Raw genomic sequence first — 23,322 nt, forward strand, 5'->3', positions numbered from 1 at the left:
CGCGCGAGAGGACGCTGCATGACCGGCGACATGACCGACCTGAAGGGCCTGATCGCCACGGTGGCCGGCGGCGCCGGGCTGAGCGCGGCGCAGGCCGAGCAGGCGTTCGGCATCATCATGTCGGGCAACGCCACGCCAAGCCAGATGGGCGGCTTCCTGATGGCGCTCAGGGTGCGCGGCGAAAGCGTCGACGAGATCACCGGCGCGGCGCGCGCCATGCGCGCCAAGATGACCACGATCGACGCCCCGCCGGGCGCGATCGACACCTGCGGCACCGGCGGCGACGGCAAGGGTACCTACAACGTCTCCACCGCCGCCGCCTTCGTGGTCGCCGGCTGCGGTGTACCGGTCGCCAAGCACGGCAACCGCGCGATGTCCTCCAAGTCCGGCGCGGCGGACGTGCTGGCGGCGCTCGGCGTCGAGGTCGAGGCCGACACCGAGCTGGTGAAGCGCGCGCTGAACGAGGCCGGCACCTGCTTCCTGCTGGCCCCGCGCCACCACAGCGCGATGCGCCACGTCGGCCCAACGCGCAAGGAGCTGGGCACGCGCACGCTGTTCAACCTGCTGGGCCCGCTGTCCAACCCGGCCCGCGTGAAACGCCAGATGATCGGGGTGTTCTCGCCCGACTGGGTCGAACCGCTGGCCCGGGTGCTGAAGAACCTGGGGCACGAGCGCGCCTGGGTGGTCCACGGCGCCGACGGGCTGGACGAACTGTCCACCACGGGCCAGAGCCTTGTCGCCGAACTGAAGGACGGCCAGGTCACGACCTTAGAGGTCGGCCCGGAGGATGCCGGGCTGAGGCGCGCCAAGCTGGACGACCTGCTGGGCGGCGACGCCGAGCAGAACGCGCGGGTGATGCGCGCCATGCTGGCGGGCGAGCACGGGCCGTTCCGGGACATCGTGGTCTACACCGCCGCGGGCTCGCTGGTCGTCGCCGACAAGGCACGCGACCTGAAGCAGGGCGCGGAAATGGCGGCCGCGTCGATCGACGGCGGGCATGCGCAACGGGTGCTCGACCGGCTGGTCGAGATCACCAACGCCGCCCCGCACGGAAAGGCCAAGGCATGAGCGACGTGCTGGCCCGGATCTGCGCCACCAAGGCGGCGGAGGTCGCGGCGCGCAAGCGCCAGACGCCCTTGGCCGATCTGGACGCGCGCGCCCGCGACCGGGACAGGCCGCGCGGCTTCCACCGTGCGCTGTGCGACGGCGCGGCGCGCGACGGCTTCGGCTTGATCGCGGAAGTGAAGAAAGCCTCGCCGTCGAAGGGCCTGATCCGGGAAGACTTCGATCCGCCCTGGATCGCCCGCGCCTACCGCGACGGCGGTGCGGCGTGCCTGTCGGTGCTGACCGACGGGCCGTACTTCCAGGGCGCGGATGCCTACCTGGAGGCGGCGCGCGCGGCCGTCGAGCTGCCGGTCCTGCGCAAGGACTTCATGCTGGAGCCCTACCAGATCGTCGAGAGCCGGGCGCTCGGCGCGGACTGCGTGCTGCTGATCCTGGCCGCCCTGTCCGACGCGCAGGCGGCCGAGCTGGAAACGGCCGCGCAGGACCTCGGCATGGACGTGCTGGTCGAGGTGCACGGCGACGACGAACTCGACCGCGCGCTCCAGCTCGACAGTCCGATGATCGGGGTCAATAACCGCAATCTCAAGACCTTGGACGTCGATCTTGAGACCAGTCGTCGGCTCGGCCCGCGGCTGCCGTCCGACCGGATGATGATCTGCGAAAGCGGCCTGTTCACCCGCGACGACCTGCTCGGCATGACCGGTCACGGCGCGCGCGCCTTCCTGATCGGGGAAAGCCTGATGCGCCAGCCCAACGTTCAGCAGGCGACCGCCGCCCTGTTCGGCCGCGCCGCGGCGAAGCCGGCCGGAGCCGCGCCATGAGCGACTTCACCCACTTCGACGAACGCGGCAACGCGCGCATGGTCGACGTCACCGCCAAGGACGAGAGCGCGCGCACCGCCACCGCCAAGGCGCGCGTGACGATGGCCGAGCAGACCGCCCGGCTGATCCGCGAGGGCGGCGTCAAGAAGGGCGACGTGCTGTCGGTCGCGCGGCTCGCCGGGATCATGGGCGCCAAGCGCACGCCCGACCTGATCCCGCTGTGCCATCCACTCAGCCTGTCCAGCGTCGAGGTCGAGTTGGCCCTCGCCCTGGACATACCGGCGGTCGAAATCGCCGCGACCTGCAAGATCGCCGGCAAGACCGGGGTGGAGATGGAGGCGCTGACCGCCTGCTCCGTCGCCGCGCTCACGGTCTACGACATGTGCAAGGCGGTGGATAAGGCGATGACCATCACCGACCTGCGGGTGACCCACAAGTCGGGCGGCAAATCGGGGACTTACGAGGCGGCCTGATGCTCACGGTCGAAGACGCGCGCGCCCAGATCCTGGCGGCCTTCGAGCCGCTGCCCGCGGAGGTGGTGAGCGTCGACCGGGCGTTCGGGCGCGTGCTGGCGCAGGACGTAACCGCGCGCGTCACCCAGCCGCCGCGCGATGTCTCCGCGATGGACGGCTACGCCGTGCGCGCGGCCGATCTCGCGCGCGCGCCCGTGACCCTTCAAATCGTCGGCGAGATCCCGGCCGGCGGCGATTTCGACCGCCGGCTCCCGCCCGGGGCCGCGGTACGGATCTTCACCGGGGCGCCGCTGCCCGACGGCGCGGACACGATCGTGATCCAGGAGAACGCCGCGCGCGACGGCGACCGCGTGACGGTCGAGCAGGCCGAGCCCGCCGGGCGCTGGGTCCGGCCGGCCGGGCTCGACTTCCAGGCCGGCAGTGTCGGGCTCGCCGCCGGCCGCCGGTTGAGCGCGCGCGACGTCGGCCTGGCGGCGGCGATGAACCGGCCGTGGCTGTCGGTCCGGCGCAAGCCGCGGGTGGCGGTGCTGTCGACCGGCAACGAGGTCGTGCTGCCCGGCGAGGAGCTGGGGCCCAGCCAGATTGTCAGCTCCAACGGTTACGGGCTGTCGGCGTTTGTCGAGGCGTGCGGCGGCGCGCCGCTGCACCTCGGCGTCGCGCCCGACACCAAGGCGGGCCTGCGGGAGGTGCTGGAAGGCGCGCTGCACGCCGACCTGCTGCTGACCAGCGGCGGCGTCAGCGTGGGCGAGCACGACCTGGTCCAGGCGGTGCTGCGCGACCTGGGCGCCGACCTTGGCTTCTGGAAGATCGCCATGCGCCCCGGTAAGCCGCTGATGCTGGCCGACCTGCGCGGGACCGCGGTGCTGGGCCTGCCCGGTAACCCGGTCTCCGGCATGGTCTGCTCGACCCTGTTCGTGCGCCCGGCGATCGACCGGATGCTGGGCCGCGACGCGCCGGCGGAGCCGCGGCTGCCCGCTCTGGCCGGCCGCGACCTGGGCGACAACGGGCCGCGCCAGGACTACATGCGCTGCACCCTGACGCTGGACGGCGATGGCAACCGAATCGCAACACCGTTCGACCGGCAGGACAGCTCGATGCTGAGCCGGCTGGCCCAGGCCGACGGCCTGCTGGTGCGCGCGCCGCACGCCCCCGCCCTGCCCGCCGGCGGCGCGGTCGAGGTCGTCCCGTTCGACGCCGGGGTCTAGAGCTACATGCCTGAAGGTCGAAACGGCCTTCGACCATGTAGCTCTAACTTGTTGAATATAGGACAAGTTTCAGCTGACAGGTGAGCCACCTTTCAGCATCTTGCCCTAGGGTCGGGTGGGGTCGAGCGGCCTTGCGGGTGCACCTTCTGCGTGACAAGCAAATCGTCGCGCGCGAAAACCGGTTGACGACACGCTGGAACCAAAGTAGAACACGGCGTCGAGTTGATGCTTTGTTCCGCGCTACCGGGGCGCTCCTCAGGCGCCGTCGGGATTTCCCGGCCCACCGTCGCGGCGCGACCGGGCGCCCCGGTGGTTCGGATTCACGGGTGGACAGGCTGCATCCGGGTGTCGTTCCGGGCGCCGGCCGGTGCGGAGGACGGGCAGCCTCGGGGGGCAAAACAGCGAAGCGGATGCCAACATGCTGACGCGCAAACAACACGAACTGCTGCTGTATATCCACAAGCATCTCGGCGAACACGGCGTCTCGCCCTCGTTCGACGAGATGAAGGAAGCGCTCAACCTCAAGTCCAAGTCCGGGATCCACCGTCTGATCAGCGGACTGGAGGAGCGCGGCTTCATCCGGCGCCTGCCGCATCGCGCCCGGGCGCTGGAGGTGCTGCGCCTGCCGGGCGAGCCGTCGGCGCACGCCGGCGACGGCCCGCAGACCGGTCCGGGCACCCCGCAGCCCGGTGCCGGCGCGTCGCCGGCCGGCAGCAACGTGGTGCAGGCGAACTTCCGCGCGCCGACCGTGCCGGACCCCGGGGCGGACGCGCAGCGCCTGCACCTGCCCCTGTTCGGCCGGATCGCCGCCGGCACGCCGATCGAGGCCCTGCGCGACGAAAGCGCGTTCGTCGAAATTCCGCCCAGCATGATCGGGGACGGCGAACATTACTGCCTGGAAGTCGACGGCGATTCGATGATCGAGGCGGGCATCCACGACGGCGACACGGTGGTCATCCGGCGCGGCGAGCACGCGGAGCCCGGGTCGATCGTGGTCGCCCTGGTCGACGGCGAGGAGGCCACCCTGAAGCGGATCCGCCGGCGCGGCTACTCGATCGCGCTGGAGCCCGCGAACGCCGGCTACGAAACCCGCATCTACCCGCCCGAACGGGTCAAGGTGCAGGGCCGTCTGGTCGCCCTGCTGCGCCGCTACCACTAGAGCAAGATGCTGAAAGGTGAAGCCACCTCGCAGCTGACTCTTGGCCTCTTTTCAAGCAGTTAGAGCAAAATCGCAGAAAGCCGAACGGGCGTGCGCCCCGGCGACGGGCTCTGCTCCGACCCGATCGCGACCCGGCCGGCGGTTGTTCGAATGTCGGGGATGTCCGCACGCCGCGACCCGAGGCTAGTCCCGTCCGCGCTGGCGGACCCAGGGGCGGCGGCCGCGGTGCGCCCGGACGCTGTCGACCCTGGGCCCGTCGCGCGCAAGGTAGATGGTGTGGGCGCCGTCGCGCCACAGGTCGAAACGGTCGATCACGACCGCCGGTCGAGCGCAGCGGGTCCGGCGCACCGGCAGCACCGCGACCACGACATCGGCCATCCGGCAGTCCTCGGCGAGCGCCCGTCCGTCGCGGACCAGGGCCACCGTCAGCCCGTGCTTCCGGAACAGACAGGCGAGCGGATCGCAGCTCAGCGCCGCCCCGTCGGCCAGCCCCCAGGGCGGCCAGGTGTGCACCTGCTGGGTCCCCAGGCGGCGCTGCCAGACATCGCGGCTGAACCGCTCCCGGCGCTGCGTGCTGACCCACAGGTCGCCGTCGGCCGCGCGCACGCCGATCAGGCGGGCGTCGCCGGTCACCAACAGATCGGGCCGCGCGGTGAGCGGCACGCTGAGGCAGCCGGCCGCGACCGCCGCCAGGCCCCAGAGCCGCCAGCGCGTTCGCCACAGGCATAGCCACAGACCGCCGGCGACCATCAGCGCAAGGGCCGGCAGGCTGGGCGACGGCAGCACGACCACCGATCCCGGCCAGCCGGCGACCGTTTCCGCCGTCGCCAGCATGCCGGCGACCCCCCAGCCCATGATGCTCAGCACCGGCCCGTCGAGCCCCAGCGGCATCAGCGTGAACGCGATGAGCGCGGCCGGCATGATCCAGAACGCGGTCAGCGGCACCGCGACCAGGTTCGCCGCCAGCCCGTACAGCGCGAGCCGGTTGAAGTGGAACACCGCGAACGGCCCGGTTGCCAGGATCGCGATCACGCTGGTCAGCGCCACGCCGCCGGCGTAGAGCGCGATCCGCGCGGGCAGGCCAAGCGCGCTGGTCCGCCCGAAACTGCGCGTGCGCACCACCTCGTAGGTCGCCACCAGGCCCATCGCGGCGGCGAACGACATCTGGAACGACGCGCCGGTCAGGCTTTCCGGGTGCAGCAGCAGCACGACGAACGCCGCCCAGGCGACCAGGCGCATGCTGAGCGCGCTGCGGTCGAGCGCGACCGCGAGCAGCACCAGCGCCAGCATCAGGAAGGCGCGCTGGGTCGGCACGGTCGCGCCGACCAGCCAGAGGTAGCAGAAGCCCGCGATGGCGGCGGCGAGCGCCGCCCACTTTTTCGCCTGCACCCGCACCGCAAGCGGCGGCACCAGCGCGATCGCCGCCCGCACGGCGAAGAACACCAGCCCCGCGATCAGGCCGACGTGCAGGCCGGAGATCGCCAGCAGGTGCGCCAGCCCCGAGTCCCGCATCGCCTGCAGCACGGCGTCCGGGATCGCGCCGCGCTCCCCGGTCATCAGGGCCGCCGCGACCGTGCCCGAGCGCCCAGGCACGGCGGCGCGCACGTGGCTTGCGATCGTCTGCCGCCGTTCGGCCCACCACAGGTCCCAGGCGTTCGGCCCCGCGCCCGGGGCGCGGGCGAGCCGCTCGACCCGGCCGAGTGCGAAGCCAACCGCTCCGAGCCGCTCGAAATAGGCCCGCCGGGCGAAGTCGTACGCCCCCGGGGCCGCCGGCTCCGGCGGCGGCGACAGCACCGCCAGCAGCCGCACCCGGTCGCCCGGCAGGACGTCGGGCGCCCCGGCGGAGACGGTGACGCGCACCACCGCCGGCGTGTCGGCCGGGTCGAGCCGCGCGACCTGCGGATTGCCCAGACGCAGACGATGGCCGGTCTCCCGCGGCTCGACCTCGAGCACAGTCGCGTGCACCCGGGCGGGCCCGTGCTCCGCGTGCAGGATCGGCGCGGCAACCAGATGCGTGCGCAATTGGGCGGCGCCGAACCCGGCACCGACCGCCCCCAGCGCCAGCGCGCCCAGCATGACCCAGGTCCGGCCGCGCGCCTGCAGCGCGTACAGCGCGGCGAAACCGACGACGACCAGCCCGATCCAGCCGGGCGGCTCGGTCGGCAACGCGAAGTAGACGGCGATCCCAGTGCCGAAGCCGACCGGCAGCCAGAGCGCCCAGCGGGCGCGCTCCGCGAGCAGGCGCACCTGCAGGGCAAGCCACAGCGACGCCAGGCGACCGTAAACCGCTTCCGCCGCCGTCTGCCGCCCTGCCCGCGCCCGCACCCGTCCCGGCACATCCCCGCTCCCGACCGCCCACACGCGATCGCATGCTAGCAGATGCGCGGTGACGGTGTACCCGCCGCCGGCGCCCGGGCGTCCACGCGCGGTCCCACAGGGGAGCCGACAGGGCGTCCGACGCGCTCGGTTCGCGCCCCGTGGCGCGCCCGGCCACGCTGTGCTAAACCCGCGCGCCCAAGCCGTCCCGTTCGCGCGCGGCCGCTTGCGCCCGCACCAGCGCGCCGGCCGCCCGACACGCACACCGCTTTCGAGGAGCCCAATGAGCGTCGTCACCCGTTTCGCGCCCTCGCCCACCGGGTACCTGCACATCGGCGGTGCGCGCACGGCGCTGTTCAACTGGCTGTTCGCGCGCCATCACGGCGGGAGCTTCCTGCTGCGGATCGAGGATACCGACCGCAAGCGCTCCACCCCCGAGGCGATCCAGGCGATCCTGGACGGGCTGAAGTGGCTGGGCCTGGAGTGGGACGCGCCGCCGACCTACCAGTCCAAGCGGCTGGAGCGGCACGCCGAGGTCGCCTACCAGCTGCTCGCCGACGGCAACGCCTATCGCTGCTACGCCACCCAGGACGAGCTGGAGGCGATGCGCGAGCAGGCGCGCAAGGAAGGTCGGCCGATCAAGTACGACGGCCGCTGGCGCGACCGCGATCCCGCCGAAGCCCCGGACGACATCACCCCCTGCATCCGCATCCGCATGCCGCAGGACGGCAGCACCACGCTGAACGACCGGGTGCAGGGCGAGGTCACGGTCGACAACGCCCAGCTCGACGACATGGTGATCCTGCGCCAGGACGGGACGCCGACCTATAACCTGTCGGTCGTGGTCGACGACTACGACATGGGTATCACCGACGTGATCCGGGGCGACGACCACCTGACCAACGCGTTCAAGCAGGCGAAGGTGTACGCCCTGCTCGGCTGGCAGGCGCCGGCGTTCGCTCACATCCCGCTGATCCACGGCCCCGACGGCGCCAAGATGTCCAAGCGCCACGGCGCGGTCGGCGTCGAGACCTACCGCGACCAGGGCTATCTGCCCGAAGCCATGCGCAACTACCTGCTACGCCTGGGCTGGGGCCACGGCGACCTGGAGATCGTCTCGACCGAGAAAGCGATCGAGCTGTTCGACCTGGACGGCGTGGGCAAGTCGGCCGCGCGGTTCGACTTCGACAAGCTGGACAACTTCAACGGCCACTACATGCGCCAAGCCGACGACACCCGCCTGACCGACCTGGTGCAGGAACGCCTGGAGGCGGAGCTGGGCCGCGAGCTGACCGGGGACGACCGGTCCCGCCTGCTGGCCGGCATGGACGGGCTGAAGCAGCGCGCCAAGACGCTGCGGGATCTGAGCGAAAGCGCGCAGTTCTACGTCCAGCGGCCGAAACAGCTGACGCCAAAGGCCGACAAGCAGCTGAGCGACGACGCGCGCGCCCGTCTCGGCAAGCTGGCCGAGCGATTGGCGGAGGTGTCCAACTGGAACCAGGATCTGCTGGAAAGCGAGACCCGGGACTTCGCCGAGGGCCTCGACCTTGGCCTGGGCAAGGTCGCACAGCCGCTGCGGGCCGCGCTGACCGGCTCGACCGTTTCCCCCGGGATCTTCGAGGTGATGGAGGTGCTGGGCCGGCAGGAAACGCTCGCCCGCCTGCGCGCGGCGGCCGAAGCCGACGACACCGGCGACACCGGCACCGGGGACGCGGACTGACCCGCGCGCGGCCGGCGACCGGCCGGCACGGGCGCGGAGCTATGGCGCGTTGATCGCCACCCCCCCTAGCTTCTATGCTGCGATGCAGCTAATTTCCGCCCGAGTAGCGGGTACCTACCTCCAACAGTTACACGGAAAGCAGGGCCATGAACGACAGCAAGGGCGCGGCCCAGCAGACGTCCGGTCAGAAGACCGCGACCCTGACGGACCACGAAACCGGCGAAAGCTACGAGCTGCCGATCCTGGACGGCAACATGGGCCCGCGCGTCTACGACGTGCGCAAGCTCTACGCCCAGACCGGCGCGTTCACCTACGATCCCGGCTTCACCTCGACGGCGAGCTGCAAGTCCGACATCACCTTCATCGACGGTGACAAGGGCCAACTGCTGCACCGTGGCTACACCATCCAGGATCTCGCCGAGAACTGCGACTTCATGGAGGTGTGCTACCTGCTGCTGCACGGCGAGCTGCCGAATTCCTCGCAAAAGACGGAATTCGAGAGCGCCATCACCTACCACACGATGCTGCACGAGCAGATGCTTTACTTCTTCCGCGGCTTCCGCCGCGATGCGCATCCGATGGCGGTGATGGTGGGCGCGGTCGGTGCGCTGTCGGCGTTCTATCACGACTCGACCGACATCACCGACCCGCACCAGCGGATGGTGGCCTCGCACCGGCTGATCGCGAAGATGCCGACGATCGCCGCGATGGCGTACAAGTTCTCGGTCGGCCAGCCGTTCATCTATCCGCGCAACGACCTCAGCTACGCCGAGAACTTCCTGTACATGACCTTCGCCGTGCCGGCGGAGGAGTACGTGGTCTCGCCGACCCTGGCGCGCGCGATGGACCGGATCTTCATCCTGCACGCCGACCACGAGCAGAACGCCTCGACCTCGACGGTGCGGATCGCCGGCTCCTCCGGCGCCAACCCGTTCGCCTGCATCGCCGCCGGCATCGCATCGCTGTGGGGCCCGGCGCACGGCGGCGCGAACCAGGCCGTCCTGGAAATGCTGCAGCAGATCGGCAGCAAGGACCGGATCCCGGAGTTCCTCGAGCGCGCCAAGGACAAGGACGATCCGTTCCGCCTGATGGGCTTCGGCCACCGGGTCTACAAGAACTACGACCCGCGCGCGCAGGTGCTGCGCGAGAGCGCCCACGAGGTGCTGGACGAGCTTGGCAAGCGCGACGATCCGCTGCTCGACCTCGCCATGGAACTGGAGCGGATCGCGCTGTCGGACCCCTACTTCGTGGATAAGAAACTGTTCCCGAACGTCGACTTCTACTCGGGCATCATCCTGAAGGCGATGGGCTTTCCCTCGTCGATGTTCACCGTGCTGTTCGCCCTTGCGCGCACGGTCGGCTGGGTCGCCCAGTGGAAGGAGATGATCGAGGATCCGGGCCAGAAGATCAGCCGGCCGCGTCAGCTCTACACCGGCTACGGCCCGCGCGAGTTCGTGCCGCAGGACGAGCGGGACTGAACTTCTCGCCGACGCAACCGACGAAAAGCCCCGCACCGTCCCTGGCGCGGGGCTTTTTCGTGGACTGTGCGAAGCGCCCGACAGCGCGACTTTTATACCCCGGCTCCACTGGCAGGAGAGCGGATCTGATTGTGATGGTCTCCGCCCTGCCCGTGCTCGCCGACTTCCCGCAGCACGATCCGGGCGGCCTTGCGGCTGGGCGGCTCGCCGAACGCGCCCAGCGCCCGCGCGGCCTCCTGACAGGCGCTGACGTAGGCGGCACGGCGCTCGGTGTCGTCCAGCAGCGGCTGCAGCGCGTCGGCCAGCTTGCCGGGCGTGCAGTCCTGCTGCAGCATCTCCGGCTGAATCGCGCGGTCCATCACCAGGTTGGGCAGGCTGACGTAGCGCACCCGGATCAGCCGGCGCGCTAGGAACGCGGTCACGCGGTTGACCCGGTAGGCAATCACCGCCGGCACCTGGGCGACCGCCAGTTCGACGGCGACCGTGCCCGACGCCGCGATCGCGGCGTGCGCGGCCGCAAACGCCGCGTAGCGGTTCTCCGCCCCGGTCACGACCGTCACCGGCACCGGCCAAGCCCGCGTCGCCCGGCGCACCCGCCGCGCCACCCCGGCCACCGTCGGCAGCACGACGTGCAGGTCGGGCAGCCGATCCGCGAGCCGCACCACGGTCTCCTCGAACACCGGCAGCAGCCGCTTGACCTCGCTCTTCCGGCTGCCCGGCAGCAGACAGATCACCGGGGCCTGCTGCGGGATTGTGTGGGCCCGCCGGAAGCCGTCGGCATCGAACGTGCGACCGGCCGTCTCGACCACCGGATGGCCGACGAAGCTGGTCGCCAGGCCGTGCTGCTCGAAAATCGGCGGCTCGAACGGCAGCAGGGCCAGCAAATGGTCCAGGTAGCCCGCCATCGTGCGGGCGCGCCAGGGTTTCCACGCCCAGACCTGCGGGGCGACGTAGTGGATCCGCGGGCAGCCGATCCCGGCCAGCTTGCGCATTACGCGCAGGCTGAACGACGGGCTGTCGATCGTGACCACCGCGTCCGGCCGGGCGGCGCGCGCCGCGGCGACCGTCTGGCGCATCCGGCGCAGGATCTTGGCCAGGTGCGGCAGCACCTCCGCCAAGCCCATCACCGACAGATCGCTCATCGGGAACAGGCTTTGCAGCCCTTCCGCCTGCATCCGCTCGCCGCCGACGCCGGCGAAGCGCACGCGGCCCTGCGTCTCGGCCTTGAGCTCGGCCATCAGACGGGCACCCAGCTGATCGCCCGACGGTTCCCCCGCGATCAGAAAGATCAGCGGCGCGGCAGTCTCCGTGGTGCCCGTCATCGAACGATCCCTAAGGCTTGGGGCATGCTGCCGAAAGATCACCTTTCAGCTAAATCTTGCCCTTTATTCAGGAAGTTAGCCGGCAAGCGCGCCGTCGACGCCGGTGTCGTCGACGCCGTAGACGAACAGGCCGGCGGCATCGGCGGCGGCGATGGTATCCTCGGGGTCGACCATCAGCGCGCCCTGCGCGCTCACCGCGATGCCGCGCAGCCCGGCCGTCCGCGCGCCCTCGACCGTGCGGGTGCCGATGGTCGGCAGGTCGGCGCGTGCATCCTGTTGCGGCTTCTTGATCTTGACCAGAACCCCGCCGGGGCCGGGCCGGCGCAGCTCGGCGCAGCGCGCGAGCAGGCGGTCGGTGCCCTCGATCGCCTCGAGCCCCAAAACCATGCCCTGCTGCACGACCACGGCCTGCCCGACATCCTGCTGGCCAAGCGCGTGGGCGACCGACAGGCCGCGCCGGATGTCGGCGAACGCCGCATCGTCCGGCGCGTGCCGGCCGAGCACACCCGCGCCGGCCAGCACGTCGGGCAGCACCTCGTGCAGGCCGACCATCCGGAAACCTTCGCGTTCCAGCAGGTCCATGACCGCGCGCAGCAAGCCGTCGTCGCCGAGCGCGCGGGTCCCCAGGCGGCCCAGGAAGCGCGCCGCCGTGAGGTCCGGCCGGACCTCCCCGAACGACGGGCGGCGGACCGGACCCGCCATCACCAAGTCCCGGCACCCGGCCGTCCTGAGCGCCTTCAGCGTGGGACCGGCGGCGCCCAGCCGGGTCCACAGGTGCGCGACCTCGCCGTCGACGGTCGCCGGGTCGGTCTGGCCTCGAAAGGCGACGACGAACACCTCCCGGCCCTGGCGGCGGCAATGCTCGACGATCTGGCGGGGCAGCGGGCCGCCGCCAGCGAGGACGCCCAGTTTACCCGGCATTCCCCGCCTGCGGCTGGCAGAGCGACCGGCTGGAATCGGCCTGAATGAAGTCGATCAGGTCGTCGACGACATGCACGTCGCCGTACTTCTGGGCGAGCCGGTCGAGCCGCGTGCGGAACGTGCCCTCGCCGCCATGGAACAAATCCTCGTAGGCGGCGCGCAGCTTCTGCACGTCCGACTTCGCGACCCCGCGCCGCTTCAGGCCGACCAGGTTGAGACCGTTCAGGCGCGCGCGGTTGCCAGTGACCAGGCCATACGGGATGACGTCGTTTTCCACCCCCGACATGCCGCCGATCATCGCGCCGGCCCCGATCCGGCAAAACTGATGCACGGCCGAGAGACCGCCGACGAATGCGTTCGCGCCGACCTGTACATGGCCCGCCAGGGTCGCCTGGTTCGCCATGATCACGCCTTCGCCGATCCGGCAGTCGTGAGCGACGTGCGCGCCGATCATCAGGACGCAGTTCCGGCCGACGGAGGTGACCAACTGGTCGCCCTTTGTACCGGGGTTGAGGGTGCAGTGCTCGCGGATGACGGTGCCGGCGCCGACTTCCAGCCAGGACGTCTCACCCTTGTACTTGAGGTCCTGCGGGGGCGTTCCGACGGCCGCAAAGGGATACACCTGAACGCCGGCACCAAGACGCGTGTGGCCTTCGACGACGACGTGGCTGTGGATCACCACACCCGCTTCGAGCACGACGTTCGGCCCGACCGTGCTGTACGGGCCGACCGAGACGTCGTCGGCGAGCTCGGCCGACGGATCCACGATGGCGGTGGCGTGAATTTCGGACATCAATCATCCATGATCATCGCGGAGAAGGTCGCCTGCGCCACCCGCACGTCATCGACCTTCGCTTCGGAACGGAACTTCCAGACGTTGCCGCGGTTGCGCACCTTCTCGACGTGCACCCGCAGCACGTCGCCCGGAAACACCGGCTTGCGGAACCGTGCCTCGTCGACCGTCATGAAATAGACCAGCTTGCCGGCGGCTTCCCCTTCCAGCGTCTCGACCACCAGAACGGCGGCCGTCTGGGCCATCGATTCGATGATCAGGACCCCGGGCATCACCGGCTGACGGGGAAAGTGACCGGGGAAGAACGGCTCGTTGATCGACACGTTCTTAACGCCGGTCGCCTTCACGTTCTTCTGGATGTCGACCACCTTGTCGACCATCAGGAAGGGGTAGCGGTGCGGGATCATCTCCATGACCCGCATGATCCCGGCCGACGAGATCTCGGCGCTCTCCCCCCGCTCGTCACTCATCCTTCGTACCCTTCGTTTTCAGCAGGCGGTGCCAGATCCCGACCAGCCTGAAGAACTGCTTGGCCGGCATCGCCGGCGTGCCGGCGACGCGCTCGCCGGGCTGGACGTCGCGCGCAACCCCTGACTGCGCGGCGATCTGGGCGCCCTTGCCGACCCGCAAATGCCCGTTCAAACCGGCCTGCCCGCCGATCGCGACGAAGTCCTCGATCACCGTGCTGCCGGCGATTCCCGCCTGCGCGACCACGACGCAGCCGCGTCCAAGGCGCACGTTGTGCCCGATCTGGACCAGATTATCCAGCTTGCAGCCCGCACCGATCACGGTATCCGGCCCGGCGCCACGGTCGATCGTCGTGTTGGCGCCGATTTCCACGTCGTCCTCGACGATCACCCGGCCCAGCTGCGGGACATCCCGGAACGGGAAGTCGGACATGTCGAAGCCGAAGCCACGCTGGCCGATCCGCACCCCAGGGTGCACGTTGACGCGCGCCCCGATCAGACAGTGGCTGAGCGTGGCGCCCGCGCCCACGACGCTGTCGTCGCCGATCACCACGCCCGGCCCGATCACCGCGTTGGCCGCGATCCAGCAGCGGTCGCCCACGACCGCCCGGGCGTCGACCACGGCCCCGGGGCCGATCTCGGTGCCTTCGCCGATTTCGGCGCCCTCGCCGATCCGGGCGTTGGCGTCGATCTGGCCGCTCGGCCGGGCGCCGGGGTGGAACGCCGCCGCGATCGCGGCATAGCCGCGGTACGGCTTGCTGGCAAGCAACAATGCCATCCCGGCGGGCGCCTTCCCTGCCTGCTCCGGCGCCACGATGCAGCCGCCCGCGGCGCTGGCCCGGAAGTCCTCGGCGTAATGCGGATTGTCCAGGAAGCTCAGGTCCTCGGCCCCGGCCGTCGACAACGGCGCGACGCCGCTGAATCGCCGGGCCGGATCGCTGCCCTGGGCGATCTCGGCGCCCGCCAGTTCGGCCAGTTCCTGGAGCGTGAACGGTCCCGCGCGGCGGAAAAAACGATCATCGACCATATCACCGCTTTACTGCTTCAGCGGCGGCACGTCGACAGATGAGAGTTCGGCGTTGAGCCTTTTTAACGCCCGGTCCGTCAGATCCAGGCGCGGCCGGACAATCACCACGGTGGCCTTGCCCAGCACCATGTCGATGTCCTGCTGCGAGGCGAGGTCGCGGACGATCTGGACCAGTTGGTCCTGCACCTTGCGCATCGCCTGGGAGTAGTTGCGATCGAGCTGGCGCTTGGAGCGCTGGATCTCCCGCTGCAGTTCGGTCACCTGCTCTTCCAGCCGGCGCCGCTTCTGCCGGAAGGCGTCCTGCGACAGCACGCCGCGTTCCCGCGCGAGCGCCTCGTTCGCCTCGCGCAGTTCCTGTTCGCGGCGCTGCAGGTCAGCCTGGTACTGCTGACGCTGCTTGTCGATCTGCCGCTGGATCGACTGCACCGCCGTCGAATCGCTCATGATCTTCTGCATGTCGATCACGGCGATCCGAATGCCCCGCTGCGCCACGGCCTGGGCTTCGCTGGCGGGGGCTTGGCCCTGCCCGCCGGTACCGCTTCCCGCGGGCTGCGCGGCGACGGGTGCGGGCAGCATCAGCGCCGCCGCGACCAGGCTGGCGGCAACAGTGCGAACGCGCGCAAGGCGCTGGCGAGCGAACGACCGCATGACGGGCTAGAACGACGTGCCGAAGCTGAACTTGAAGATCTGCTCCTCGTCGAACTCTTCCTTCACCACCGGGAAGCCGAGGTCGAGTTCGAGCGGCCCGATCGGCGAGCGCCAGCTCATCCCGACGCCGACGGCGACACGCGGCGACGCACTCTCCTGCACCGGGTTAGGGTTGCCGTCCACGCCGAAGCTGGCGCCGGTATCGGCGAAGACGCGCCCGCGTATCGGCAGGTCGTCGCCAAACCCGACGGGAAAGCGCAATTCCACGGTACCGGCATAATACGTCTTGGCGCCGATCGGGTCGCCGGTCGGCTTGTCGCGCGGCGACAGGCCCGAGCTGTCGAACCCGCGTACCTGGTTGCTGCCGATGAAGAAGCGGTCGTTGATCCGGGTATCCTCGCCGATCCCGAACATGTGGCCAACCTCGCCGCCGAGGTGGATCGACCACTTATCGACCACGGGCCGATACCAGTCGGCGCCGACGACATTCTTGAGGAACGTGACGTCGCCCCCGAGCCCGGCGAAGGTGTTTTCGGTGAACGCGGTAAAGCCGTCGCTGATCATGTTTTCCTGGCTGACGCCGTTGAACGTCAGCCGATGGGTAAGCGAGGAGAGGTTGGTCGTGCCCTCCGAGCGCTGAATGATCAGCGCGGCGTCGTCGTCGACGTTCTCGACCGTGCGCTGGGAGAAGCGGTAGCGCCAGTTCTGCCGCCAGCGGTCGATCAGATCGTAGCCGGTCCTAAGCGCCCCGCCGAGCTCGGTCTCGTCGTAGGTCCGGCTGTCGCTCGACAGACCGCCGAAGGTGTCGTTGTCACGGCTCGTGCTGGTGCGGAACAGGTCGAAGCCGGCGGACACCGGTTCACCCAGGAAGTATGGCTCGGTGAACGACAGGTCGTACCGCTGGCTCGCCCCGGACAGCGTCAGGTTCAGCTGCAGGTCCTGTCCCTTGCCAAGCAGGTTGCGCTCGCGCAGCTGGATCGCGCCCAGCGGGCCGTCGGAGGTGGAAAAGCCGGCGCCGAAGGTGAGGCTGCCGGTCGCCTGCTCCTGCACGTCGACGTTCACGATCGTCGCGGCCTCGCCCGGGACCCGCTGGGTATCGATGTTGACTTCCTTGAAGAAGCCGAGGTCCTGAATGCGTTCGCGCGACCTGCGCAGCTTGGACGCGTTGAAGGCGTCGCCCTCGACCAACTGGAACTCGCGCCGGATCACGCGGTCGAGCGTGCGTACGTTACCGGTGATCTCGATACGCTCGACGAACACCTTCGGTCCCTCTTGGATCTGATAGGTGACGTCGATCGTGTCGTTTTCGCGGTCGCGGTTGGTTTGCGGACGCACCTCGACGAAGGCGTAGCCAAGGTCGCCGACCGCGCGTTCCAGGTTGGAGATCGTCTCCTCGACCGCGCTCGCGTCGTACCAGTCGCCCTGTTCGGTGGTTACCGCGTCCTCGACCTGCGCCGGATCGAGGCCCTTGAGCGAGCTGGACACATCGATCTCGCCGAAGGTGTAGCGGTCGCCCTCGCTGAGCGTGAAGGTTATCACGAACGCCTGGCGGTCGGGCGTCAGCTCGGCCACCGCACTGCGAACCTCGAACTCGGCGTAGCCCTCGCTCAGGTAGAAGCGCCGAAGCTGCTCCCGGTCGAACGACAGGCGATCCGGATCGTAGGTATCGTTGGCGCCCAGCAATTTCCACCAGGCCGATTCTTCCGTGGCGATCTGGTCGCGCAGTTCGCTGTCCGAGAAAGCCTCGTTGCCGACGAAGTTGATCGCCCGAACTTCCGTCTCGGGCCCCTCGTCGACCTCGAACACGAGGTTGACGCGGTTCTGCTCCAGTTCGATCAGCTTGGGCTCGATCTGCGCGCCGTAGTACCCGTTGCGTCGGTAGACCTCGAGCAGCCGGTCGACATCGTTCTGCACCTTGGTGCGGGTGTAGACCACGCGCGGGCGCAGCTCGACTTCCTGGCGCAGCGTCTCGGTGTCGAGTTCGTCGTTCCCCTCGAACGCGATCCGGTTGATGATCGGGTTTTCCTCGACGTCGACGATCAGCCGGTCGCCTTCGCGCGACAGCACGACATCCTCGAACAGCCCGGTATCGTACAGGCTCTTCAGGGAGCTGTTCAGCTGCTGGGCGTCGAACCGGTCGCCCGGATCGACCTCCAGATAAGACCGTACGGTGGTCGGCTCGATCCGCTGGGTGCCGCGGATGACGATCTCGTCGATCCGCCCGCCGTCGGTGATCGATTGCGCCTGCACCGCCGATCCGGGTCCGGTCGCCGCCGTCAGGCTAAGCGCGATCGCTGCTACAACGACCGGCGCCGCGACAGCGCGACCGATACCCCTGATTGTCCCCCGTCCTGGCACGCAGCCCCCGGCTTCGTCGGTTTAGAAGTAGGAAAATACCTGAAGTTGAACCAGATCGTTCCAGGTCACGAACAGCATCAGGCTCAATACCAAAGCCAGGCCGATGCGGAAACCGTATTCTTGTGCCCGCTCGCCCAGCGGCCGCCCGCGCACCGCCTCGATGGCGTAGAACATCAGGTGCCCGCCGTCCAGCATCGGCACCGGGAACAGGTTGATCAGCCCCAGGTTGATCGACAGCACCGCCATGAACCAGACGACATTGGTCAGGCCGGTATCGGCGACCTGGCCCGAGAGCTGGGCAATCCGGATCGGTCCGCCCAATTCGTCGGTACTGCGGTTGCCGGCGATGATCTGACCGACCGCCTGCAACGTGCCGGTGGTCAGCGCATAGGTCTCCTCGCCCGCCTGGATCACCGCCTGCACCGGGCCGAAGCGCTTGTATTCCATGCCCTTGCTGGTCACGCCCAGCAGGCCGATGGTGTGCTCGTTGCCGACGGAGTCGGTGACCGTGGTGCGCTCTGGCGTCGCGGTCAGTTGCACCCGCTCGCCGCCGCGCTTGACCACCAGGCTCATGGTCTCGCCCGGACTCAAGCGCACGATCCGCTGCAGTTCCTCGAACCGCTCGATCGACGTCCCGTCCAACTTCACGATCCGGTCGCCGGGTTGCAGTCCGGCCGCCGCCGCGGCGGACTGCTCGCGCACCTGATCGACCACCGGGGCGGTATACGGCTGGCCGCTGATCATGAACAGCCCGGCCAGGGTCACGATGGCGAACAGGAAGTTGGCGATCGGTCCGGCGGCCACGATCGCCGCGCGCTGACCCAGCCGCTTGTGCGGGAAGGCGACGGCGCGCTCGTCCGCGCTCATCTGCTGTGCGGAGTCGGAATCGGGCTGGCTCGCCGCGTTGGCGTCGCCGAACATCTTGACGTAGCCGCCCAGCGGCACGGCGCTGAACTTCCAGCGCGTGCCCGCCTTGTTGGTCCAGCCGAAGATCTCCGGCCCGAAGCCGATCGAGAACACCTCGATCCGCACGCCGTTCCAGCGCGCGATGATGTAGTGCCCCCACTCGTGGACGAACACGAGCACCGTCAGCACGACGAGGAAGGGGATCAGGTATTCGAAGAGCACGTCCATGGATCAGCGACCTGCCGTCTTGCGGGTGGCGAACCGGAACCGGTGGTGCGTCGTGCGTATCCGTCGCACGGCTCAGCCGGCCCGTCGCGCGGTGAAGCGTGAGGCCGCCGCGCGCGCGTCGCGATCGACCTCGAGGAGGTCCGCGATCGTCGAGACCTGGCCGGCCGGCAGGTCGGCGAGCACGCTTTGCACCGTACCGGGAATGTCCAGGAAACCGATCCGCCCGCCCAGGAAGGCGTCGACGGCGACCTCGTTGGCAGCGTTCAGGATAGTTGGCGCGCAGCCCCCGGTTTGCAAGGCCTTTCGCGCCAGCCCCAGGGCCGGGAAGCGCCGGGAATCCGGGGCTTCGAAGGTCAGCTGACCAACCTCGGCCAGGTCCAGGCGCTTGACCGGCGTGCGCATGCGCATCGGCCAGGCCAGCGTGTGCGCGATCGGCGTGCGCATGTCGGGCACGCCCATCTGCGCCAGCACCGACCCGTCGCGGTAGGCGACCATCGAGTGCACGATCGATTGCGGATGGATCAGCACCTCGATCCGCGCCTCGGGCACCTGGAACAGATGGTGCGCCTCGATCAGCTCCAGGCCCTTGTTCATCATGGTGGCGGAGTCGACCGACACCTTGGCGCCCATCTCCCAGTTCGGGTGCGCCACCGCCTGCTCCGGCCGGATCGCGTGCAGCGTCTCCGGATCGGTGGTTCGGAACGGACCGCCGGAGGCGGTCAGGATCAGCTTGTCCACCGTTTCCGGCCGCGCGCCGTCGAGCACCTGGAAGATCGCGTTGTGCTCGCTGTCGACCGGCAGGACCGTGGCGCCGTAGCGGGCCACCTCGGCGGTGATCAGCGCGCCGGCGCAGACCAGCGTCTCCTTGTTCGCCAGCGCCAGCGTGCCGCCGCGCCGGATCACCGCCAGCGCCGGCTCCAGGCCGGCGGCGCCGACCATGGCGGCCATGGTCCAATCGACCGGCCGCGCCGCGGCTTCCACGACCGCCTGATGGCCGGCCGCGACCTCGATCCCGGTGCCCGCCAGCGCATTCTCGAGCTCGCGATAAAGCCGCGCGTCGCCGATCACGGCGAGCCGCGCCCCGGTCGCGCGGGCGGCTTCCGCCAGCCCGGCGACGTTGGTGTGGGCGGTCAGCGCCTCGACGTCGAACGCCTCTGGATGCCGGCGGATCAGGTCCAGCGTGCTGCCGCCGATCGAGCCCGTGGCCCCCAGCACCGTGACACGGCGCGGCACCCCGCCCGCGAACAGCTCGCCCGCGGCATGGCCGGTCGCCTCGTCGAGGCCGTCGTCAGTCCGAACGCGGTCGTCGCCGGCCATCGCCGTTCCTTACTTCAGCCGTTGCGTCCAGCGCGCTCAAGCCGTTGCATCCAGCGCCCCGATCGACAGTGCCAGCACGAGGCTGGCCGCGGCCAGCCCGTCGGCACGGTCGAGCAGACCGCCGTGCCCGGGGATCAGGCCGCTGGCGTCTTTCGCCCCGGCCCGGCGCTTGAGCGCGGACTCCAGCAGGTCGCCCGCCTGCGCGACAAGCGCCAGCGCAGCCCCGGCCGCGGTCACGCCGGCCACCCCCGGCAGCCACGTGATCCGCGCCAGCTCCGGCTGCGCCGCGGCGATCGGCGCGCTGACCAGGGCGGCGCTGCCCACACCGCCGGCCAGCCCGGCCCAGGTCTTGTTCGGGCTGATCCGCTTGAGCAGCTTGGGCCCGCCGATCGACTTGCCGGCGGCGTAGGCGCCGATGTCGGTCGCCCAGACCACGGCGATCAGCCAGCCGACCAGCAGCAGCCCGACCTCCGGCCGGTGGCGCAGCGCCAGAAAGCCAAGACAGGCCGCGCCCAGGTAGATCACCCCGGCGGCCAGCCACATTCGGCCGCGCAGACCCGATCCGCGGCCCACCAGCGCTGGCGCCGCGAGCGCGGCCAGCGCCAGCACGCCGGCGGCCCAACCCGGCCGGTCGAGCGCGAACAGCGCGATCCCGGCGCCCACGCCAAGCGCCGCCGTCAGGACGGCCGTGCGCGTGCCGCCGGCGGTCAGGCGCGCCCATTCGAACGCCATGCCGGCGCCCACCGCGATCATCAGGATGTCGGTATAGACGCCGCCCAGGTAGAGCGCCCCCAGCACCAGCGGTGCCATCACCAGGGCGGAGACGACGCGCGTGCGCAGCGCGCTCACGTCACCGGGAACCGACGGCCGCGCCGTAGCGGCGCTCGCGGCGCTGGTACTCCGCGACCGCCCGGCTGACATCGTCCTTTCCCATGTCGGGCCAGAGCTTGTCCAGGAACACCATTTCGGCGTAGGCGCACTGCCAGAGCAGGAAATTGCTGATCCGCTGCTCGCCGCTGGTCCGGATCAGCATGTCCGGGTCCGGCATGCCGGCGGTCGATAGCGCGCCGCCGAAGCGTTCCGCGTCGATCGCCTCCGGGTCGAGCGTGCCGGCGGCGACCTCGCGCGCCAGCCGGCGCGCCGCCTCGACGATGTCCTGCCGGCCGCCGTAGTTCAGCGCCAGCGTGAAGGTCAGGCGGCCGTTGCCGGCGGTCGAGGCTTCGGAATCGGCAAGCAGGCGCTGCAGGTCGTGGGTCAGGCGCGACCGGTCGCCGATCACCTGGAAGCGGACATCGTTCTTGTGCAGCTCCGCCACCTCGCTCTGCAGATAGCGGCGCAGCAGCCACATCAGGTCCTCGATCTCGCTCGCCGGGCGCTTCCAGTTCTCCGCCGAGAAGCCGAACACCGTCAGGTACGGCACGCCCAGCTCGCCGACCCGCTCGACCACCCGGCGCACGGCTTCGGCGCCCTGGCGGTGGCCGGCCGTGCGCGGCTTGCCGCGCGCGTGCGCCCAGCGGCCGTTGCCGTCCATGATGACGGCGATGTGCCGGGGCAACGGCTTGTCGGAGATCGGGGACGTGCCATCCATGACGCGCTAGACCTGCATCAGCTCTTGTTCTTTTTGCTCCAGCAGGTCGTCGATCTGCTTGATGTGGTCGTCGGTCATCTTCTGCAGCTTCTCGGTGTAGCGCTTGTAGTCGTCCTCCGAGATATCGCCCTCTTTTTGCTGCTTTTTAAGGGCGTCCATGCCGTCGCGGCGCACGTTGCGTACCGCGATCCGCGCCTGCTCGGCGTACTTGCCGGCGACCTTGGAGATCTCCTGGCGGCGCTCCTCCGACAGGGTCGGCACCGGCACCCGGATGGTCTGGCCTTCCGCCTGCGGGTTGAGCCCCAGGCCGAAATCCCGGATCGCCTTCTCGACCGCCGTGGTCAGCGAGCGGTCCCAGACCGTGACGGTCAGCATGCGCGGCTCGGGCGCGTTGACGTGCGCCACCTGGCTCAGCGGCATCTCGCCGCCGTAGGCCTTGACCTTCACCGGCTCGAGCATGCTGGTCTGCGCGCGCCCGGTGCGCAGTCCCTTGAAGTCGTCCTTCAGGGAGCTCAGCGCGCCGTCCATGCGCCGCTGGATGTCGTCGAAATTCGCCTCGTCCGCCAAGGTTTTAGCCCCCGTCTTTCAAGCGCCGTCTTTCAAGCGCCGTCTGTCACGCGCCGTCCTTCACGATGGTGTAGTGGCCGCCGCCACCCACCACCTGTGCGAAACCGCCCGGCTTTACAATGGAGAACACCAGGATCGGGATGTGATTCTCGCGGGCGAGCGAGATCGCCGAGTGGTCCATCACCCCCAGGTCGTGGCTGAGCACCTGCAGGTAGGACAACTCGTCGTACTTGGTCGCCCCCTCGGCCTTGTAGGGATCGTCGGAATAGACGCCGTCGACCTTGGTGCCCTTGAGCAGCGCGTCGCAGCCCATCTCGGAGGCGCGCAGCGCGGCCGCGGTATCGGTGGTGAAGAACGGGTTGCCGGTGCCGGCGGCGAAGATCACCACCCGGCCCTTTTCCATGTGCCGCAGCGCGCGGCGGCGGATGTAGGGCTCGGACACCGCCTCCATCGGGATCGCCGACTGCACGCGGGTGGGCACGCCCTGCTTCTCGATCGCGTTCTGCATGGCGAGCGAATTGATCACGGTCGCCAGCATGCCCATGTAGTCGCCGGTCGCGCGATCCATGCCGGCCGCCGCCCCGGCGACGCCCCGGTAGATGTTGCCGCCGCCGACGACGACGCAGACTTCCACGCCCATGTCGCGCACCGCGGTGATGTCGCCCGCGATCCGGTTCACGGTCTCGCCGCACAAGCCGTACTCCCGCTGGCCCATCAGGGCCTCGCCGGAGATCTTGAGCAGCACCCGTTTGTAGCGCGGTTGCGCCGCCATGCTCGTCACCGTCTCCACCGCTGTCCGGCGCGCGACTCGTCCCGCCAGCGGGCGGGGCGGACGCGCGGGCGGCATCTTAGCCTTACGGCCCGGCGCGGTGCGAACCGAAATCCGGGTCCGATCGCGGGGCCCGCGCGGGCCCCGCGATCGGACCCGGATTTCGGTTCGCAC

At 69.9% G+C, this 23,322-nt stretch carries 21 protein-coding genes; 7 read left to right on the forward strand and 14 right to left on the reverse strand.

The window, feature by feature from the left end:
• The first annotated feature begins 18 nt into the window (after positions 1-18).
• From trpD to lexA, 5 genes are all read left to right on the forward strand, one after another.
• A complete protein-coding gene (gene trpD / locus CKO28_RS14225; protein WP_200341458.1) occupies positions 19-1,068 on the forward strand; it encodes an anthranilate phosphoribosyltransferase in 1,050 nt (349 codons plus the stop codon).
• Complete coding sequence (trpC, locus tag CKO28_RS14230; protein WP_200341459.1) at positions 1,065-1,886, forward strand: indole-3-glycerol phosphate synthase TrpC; 822 nt, start codon at positions 1,065-1,067, stop codon at positions 1,884-1,886. Before trpD ends, trpC begins: the two co-directional genes overlap by 4 nt.
• Positions 1,883-2,359, forward strand: a complete 477-nt coding sequence (gene moaC / locus CKO28_RS14235) for a cyclic pyranopterin monophosphate synthase MoaC (protein ID WP_200341460.1) — start codon at positions 1,883-1,885, stop codon at positions 2,357-2,359. The genes trpC and moaC overlap by 4 nt, the downstream gene beginning before the upstream one ends.
• Positions 2,359-3,564, forward strand: a complete 1,206-nt coding sequence (locus CKO28_RS14240; RefSeq protein WP_200341461.1) for a molybdopterin molybdotransferase MoeA — start codon at positions 2,359-2,361, stop codon at positions 3,562-3,564. The genes moaC and CKO28_RS14240 overlap by 1 nt, the downstream gene beginning before the upstream one ends.
• Before the next feature lie 418 nt (positions 3,565-3,982).
• Positions 3,983-4,723 (forward strand): transcriptional repressor LexA, encoded by a 741-nt coding sequence (lexA, locus tag CKO28_RS14245; protein ID WP_200341462.1) that lies wholly within the window; start codon positions 3,983-3,985, stop codon positions 4,721-4,723.
• Between the two features lie 183 nt (positions 4,724-4,906).
• On the opposite strand, the gene CKO28_RS14250 is transcribed toward lexA, so the two are convergent.
• Positions 4,907-7,060, reverse strand: coding sequence for a ComEC/Rec2 family competence protein (locus CKO28_RS14250; RefSeq protein WP_200341463.1), 2,154 nt, complete (start codon positions 7,058-7,060; stop codon positions 4,907-4,909).
• Positions 7,061-7,322: 262 nt separating this feature from the next.
• Between CKO28_RS14250 and gltX the strand changes: the two genes are divergently transcribed.
• Both gltX and gltA read left to right on the forward strand, forming a co-directional pair.
• Positions 7,323-8,759: a glutamate--tRNA ligase gene (gene gltX, locus CKO28_RS14255; protein WP_200341464.1), complete on the forward strand. Its 1,437-nt coding sequence runs from the start codon at positions 7,323-7,325 to the stop codon at positions 8,757-8,759.
• A gap of 146 nt (positions 8,760-8,905) precedes the next feature.
• Positions 8,906-10,237: a citrate synthase gene (gene gltA, locus CKO28_RS14260; protein WP_200341465.1), complete on the forward strand. Its 1,332-nt coding sequence runs from the start codon at positions 8,906-8,908 to the stop codon at positions 10,235-10,237.
• A gap of 92 nt (positions 10,238-10,329) precedes the next feature.
• Here the strand turns inward: gltA and lpxB are convergent, their stop codons facing one another.
• The 13 genes from lpxB to pyrH all read right to left on the reverse strand — a co-directional run bounded on the left by lpxB (position 10,330) and on the right by pyrH (position 23,151).
• Entirely contained in the window at positions 10,330-11,559 is a 1,230-nt protein-coding gene (gene lpxB, locus CKO28_RS14265) for a lipid-A-disaccharide synthase (protein ID WP_200341466.1), read from the reverse strand.
• A 75-nt stretch (positions 11,560-11,634) separates the two neighbouring features.
• Complete coding sequence (locus CKO28_RS14270) at positions 11,635-12,480, reverse strand: LpxI family protein (protein WP_200341467.1); 846 nt, start codon at positions 12,478-12,480, stop codon at positions 11,635-11,637.
• On the reverse strand, positions 12,470-13,273 hold the full coding sequence (gene lpxA / locus CKO28_RS14275) for an acyl-ACP--UDP-N-acetylglucosamine O-acyltransferase (RefSeq protein WP_200341468.1): 804 nt from the start codon (positions 13,271-13,273) through the stop codon (positions 12,470-12,472). Before lpxA ends, CKO28_RS14270 begins: the two co-directional genes overlap by 11 nt.
• The gene (gene fabZ / locus CKO28_RS14280; RefSeq protein WP_200341469.1) at positions 13,273-13,743 is read right to left on the reverse strand and encodes a 3-hydroxyacyl-ACP dehydratase FabZ; all 471 of its coding nucleotides are present in this window, start codon (positions 13,741-13,743) and stop codon (positions 13,273-13,275) included. The genes lpxA and fabZ overlap by 1 nt, the downstream gene beginning before the upstream one ends.
• Positions 13,736-14,767, reverse strand: coding sequence for a UDP-3-O-(3-hydroxymyristoyl)glucosamine N-acyltransferase (lpxD, locus tag CKO28_RS14285; RefSeq protein ID WP_200341470.1), 1,032 nt, complete (start codon positions 14,765-14,767; stop codon positions 13,736-13,738). The genes fabZ and lpxD overlap by 8 nt, the downstream gene beginning before the upstream one ends.
• Positions 14,768-14,776: 9 nt before the next feature.
• Complete coding sequence (locus CKO28_RS14290) at positions 14,777-15,415, reverse strand: OmpH/Skp family outer membrane protein (RefSeq protein ID WP_200341471.1); 639 nt, start codon at positions 15,413-15,415, stop codon at positions 14,777-14,779.
• A 6-nt stretch (positions 15,416-15,421) separates the two neighbouring features.
• A complete protein-coding gene (gene bamA, locus CKO28_RS14295; RefSeq protein WP_338050134.1) occupies positions 15,422-17,665 on the reverse strand; it encodes an outer membrane protein assembly factor BamA in 2,244 nt (747 codons plus the stop codon).
• Positions 17,666-17,794: 129 nt separating this feature from the next.
• Positions 17,795-18,907: an RIP metalloprotease RseP gene (rseP, locus tag CKO28_RS14300; protein ID WP_200341473.1), complete on the reverse strand. Its 1,113-nt coding sequence runs from the start codon at positions 18,905-18,907 to the stop codon at positions 17,795-17,797.
• 72 nt (positions 18,908-18,979) lie between these two features.
• Positions 18,980-20,224 (reverse strand): 1-deoxy-D-xylulose-5-phosphate reductoisomerase, encoded by a 1,245-nt coding sequence (locus CKO28_RS14305; protein ID WP_200341474.1) that lies wholly within the window; start codon positions 20,222-20,224, stop codon positions 18,980-18,982.
• Between the two features lie 36 nt (positions 20,225-20,260).
• Positions 20,261-21,073 carry a phosphatidate cytidylyltransferase gene (locus CKO28_RS14310; protein ID WP_338050136.1) on the reverse strand — a complete coding sequence of 271 codons (813 nt, stop codon included), beginning with the start codon at positions 21,071-21,073 and terminating at the stop codon, positions 20,261-20,263.
• A gap of 1 nt (position 21,074) precedes the next feature.
• Positions 21,075-21,812 (reverse strand): undecaprenyl pyrophosphate synthase, encoded by a 738-nt coding sequence (gene uppS, locus CKO28_RS14315; RefSeq protein ID WP_200341476.1) that lies wholly within the window; start codon positions 21,810-21,812, stop codon positions 21,075-21,077.
• 6 nt (positions 21,813-21,818) lie between these two features.
• Entirely contained in the window at positions 21,819-22,340 is a 522-nt protein-coding gene (gene frr, locus CKO28_RS14320) for a ribosome recycling factor (protein ID WP_437127632.1), read from the reverse strand.
• An 85-nt stretch (positions 22,341-22,425) separates the two neighbouring features.
• Complete coding sequence (pyrH, locus tag CKO28_RS14325) at positions 22,426-23,151, reverse strand: UMP kinase (protein ID WP_200341478.1); 726 nt, start codon at positions 23,149-23,151, stop codon at positions 22,426-22,428.
• Positions 23,152-23,322 lie beyond the last annotated feature (171 nt).

This window comes from Rhodovibrio sodomensis (assembly GCF_016583645.1).
Lineage (GTDB): Bacteria > Pseudomonadota > Alphaproteobacteria > Kiloniellales > Rhodovibrionaceae > Rhodovibrio > Rhodovibrio sodomensis.

Coding starts and splice junctions, on each gene's coding strand:
- lpxD (WP_200341470.1), bottom strand. CDS start 14,767: ATGGTCGATGATCGTTTTTTCCGCCGCGCGGGACCGTTCACGCTCCAG.
- frr (WP_437127632.1), bottom strand. CDS start 22,340: ATGGACGGCGCGCTGAGCTCCCTGAAGGACGACTTCAAGGGACTGCGC.
- rseP (WP_200341473.1), bottom strand. CDS start 18,907: ATGGACGTGCTCTTCGAATACCTGATCCCCTTCCTCGTCGTGCTGACG.
- CKO28_RS14240 (WP_200341461.1), top strand. CDS start 2,359: ATGCTCACGGTCGAAGACGCGCGCGCCCAGATCCTGGCGGCCTTCGAG.
- CKO28_RS14305 (WP_200341474.1), bottom strand. CDS start 20,224: ATGGCCGGCGACGACCGCGTTCGGACTGACGACGGCCTCGACGAGGCG.
- lpxA (WP_200341468.1), bottom strand. CDS start 13,273: ATGTCCGAAATTCACGCCACCGCCATCGTGGATCCGTCGGCCGAGCTC.
- gltX (WP_200341464.1), top strand. CDS start 7,323: ATGAGCGTCGTCACCCGTTTCGCGCCCTCGCCCACCGGGTACCTGCAC.
- CKO28_RS14270 (WP_200341467.1), bottom strand. CDS start 12,480: ATGCCGGGTAAACTGGGCGTCCTCGCTGGCGGCGGCCCGCTGCCCCGC.
- gltA (WP_200341465.1), top strand. CDS start 8,906: ATGAACGACAGCAAGGGCGCGGCCCAGCAGACGTCCGGTCAGAAGACC.
- uppS (WP_200341476.1), bottom strand. CDS start 21,812: ATGGATGGCACGTCCCCGATCTCCGACAAGCCGTTGCCCCGGCACATC.
- trpD (WP_200341458.1), top strand. CDS start 19: ATGACCGGCGACATGACCGACCTGAAGGGCCTGATCGCCACGGTGGCC.
- lpxB (WP_200341466.1), bottom strand. CDS start 11,559: ATGACGGGCACCACGGAGACTGCCGCGCCGCTGATCTTTCTGATCGCG.
- trpC (WP_200341459.1), top strand. CDS start 1,065: ATGAGCGACGTGCTGGCCCGGATCTGCGCCACCAAGGCGGCGGAGGTC.
- moaC (WP_200341460.1), top strand. CDS start 1,883: ATGAGCGACTTCACCCACTTCGACGAACGCGGCAACGCGCGCATGGTC.
- fabZ (WP_200341469.1), bottom strand. CDS start 13,743: ATGAGTGACGAGCGGGGGGAGAGCGCCGAGATCTCGTCGGCCGGGATC.
- CKO28_RS14290 (WP_200341471.1), bottom strand. CDS start 15,415: ATGCGGTCGTTCGCTCGCCAGCGCCTTGCGCGCGTTCGCACTGTTGCC.
- lexA (WP_200341462.1), top strand. CDS start 3,983: ATGCTGACGCGCAAACAACACGAACTGCTGCTGTATATCCACAAGCAT.
- pyrH (WP_200341478.1), bottom strand. CDS start 23,151: ATGGCGGCGCAACCGCGCTACAAACGGGTGCTGCTCAAGATCTCCGGC.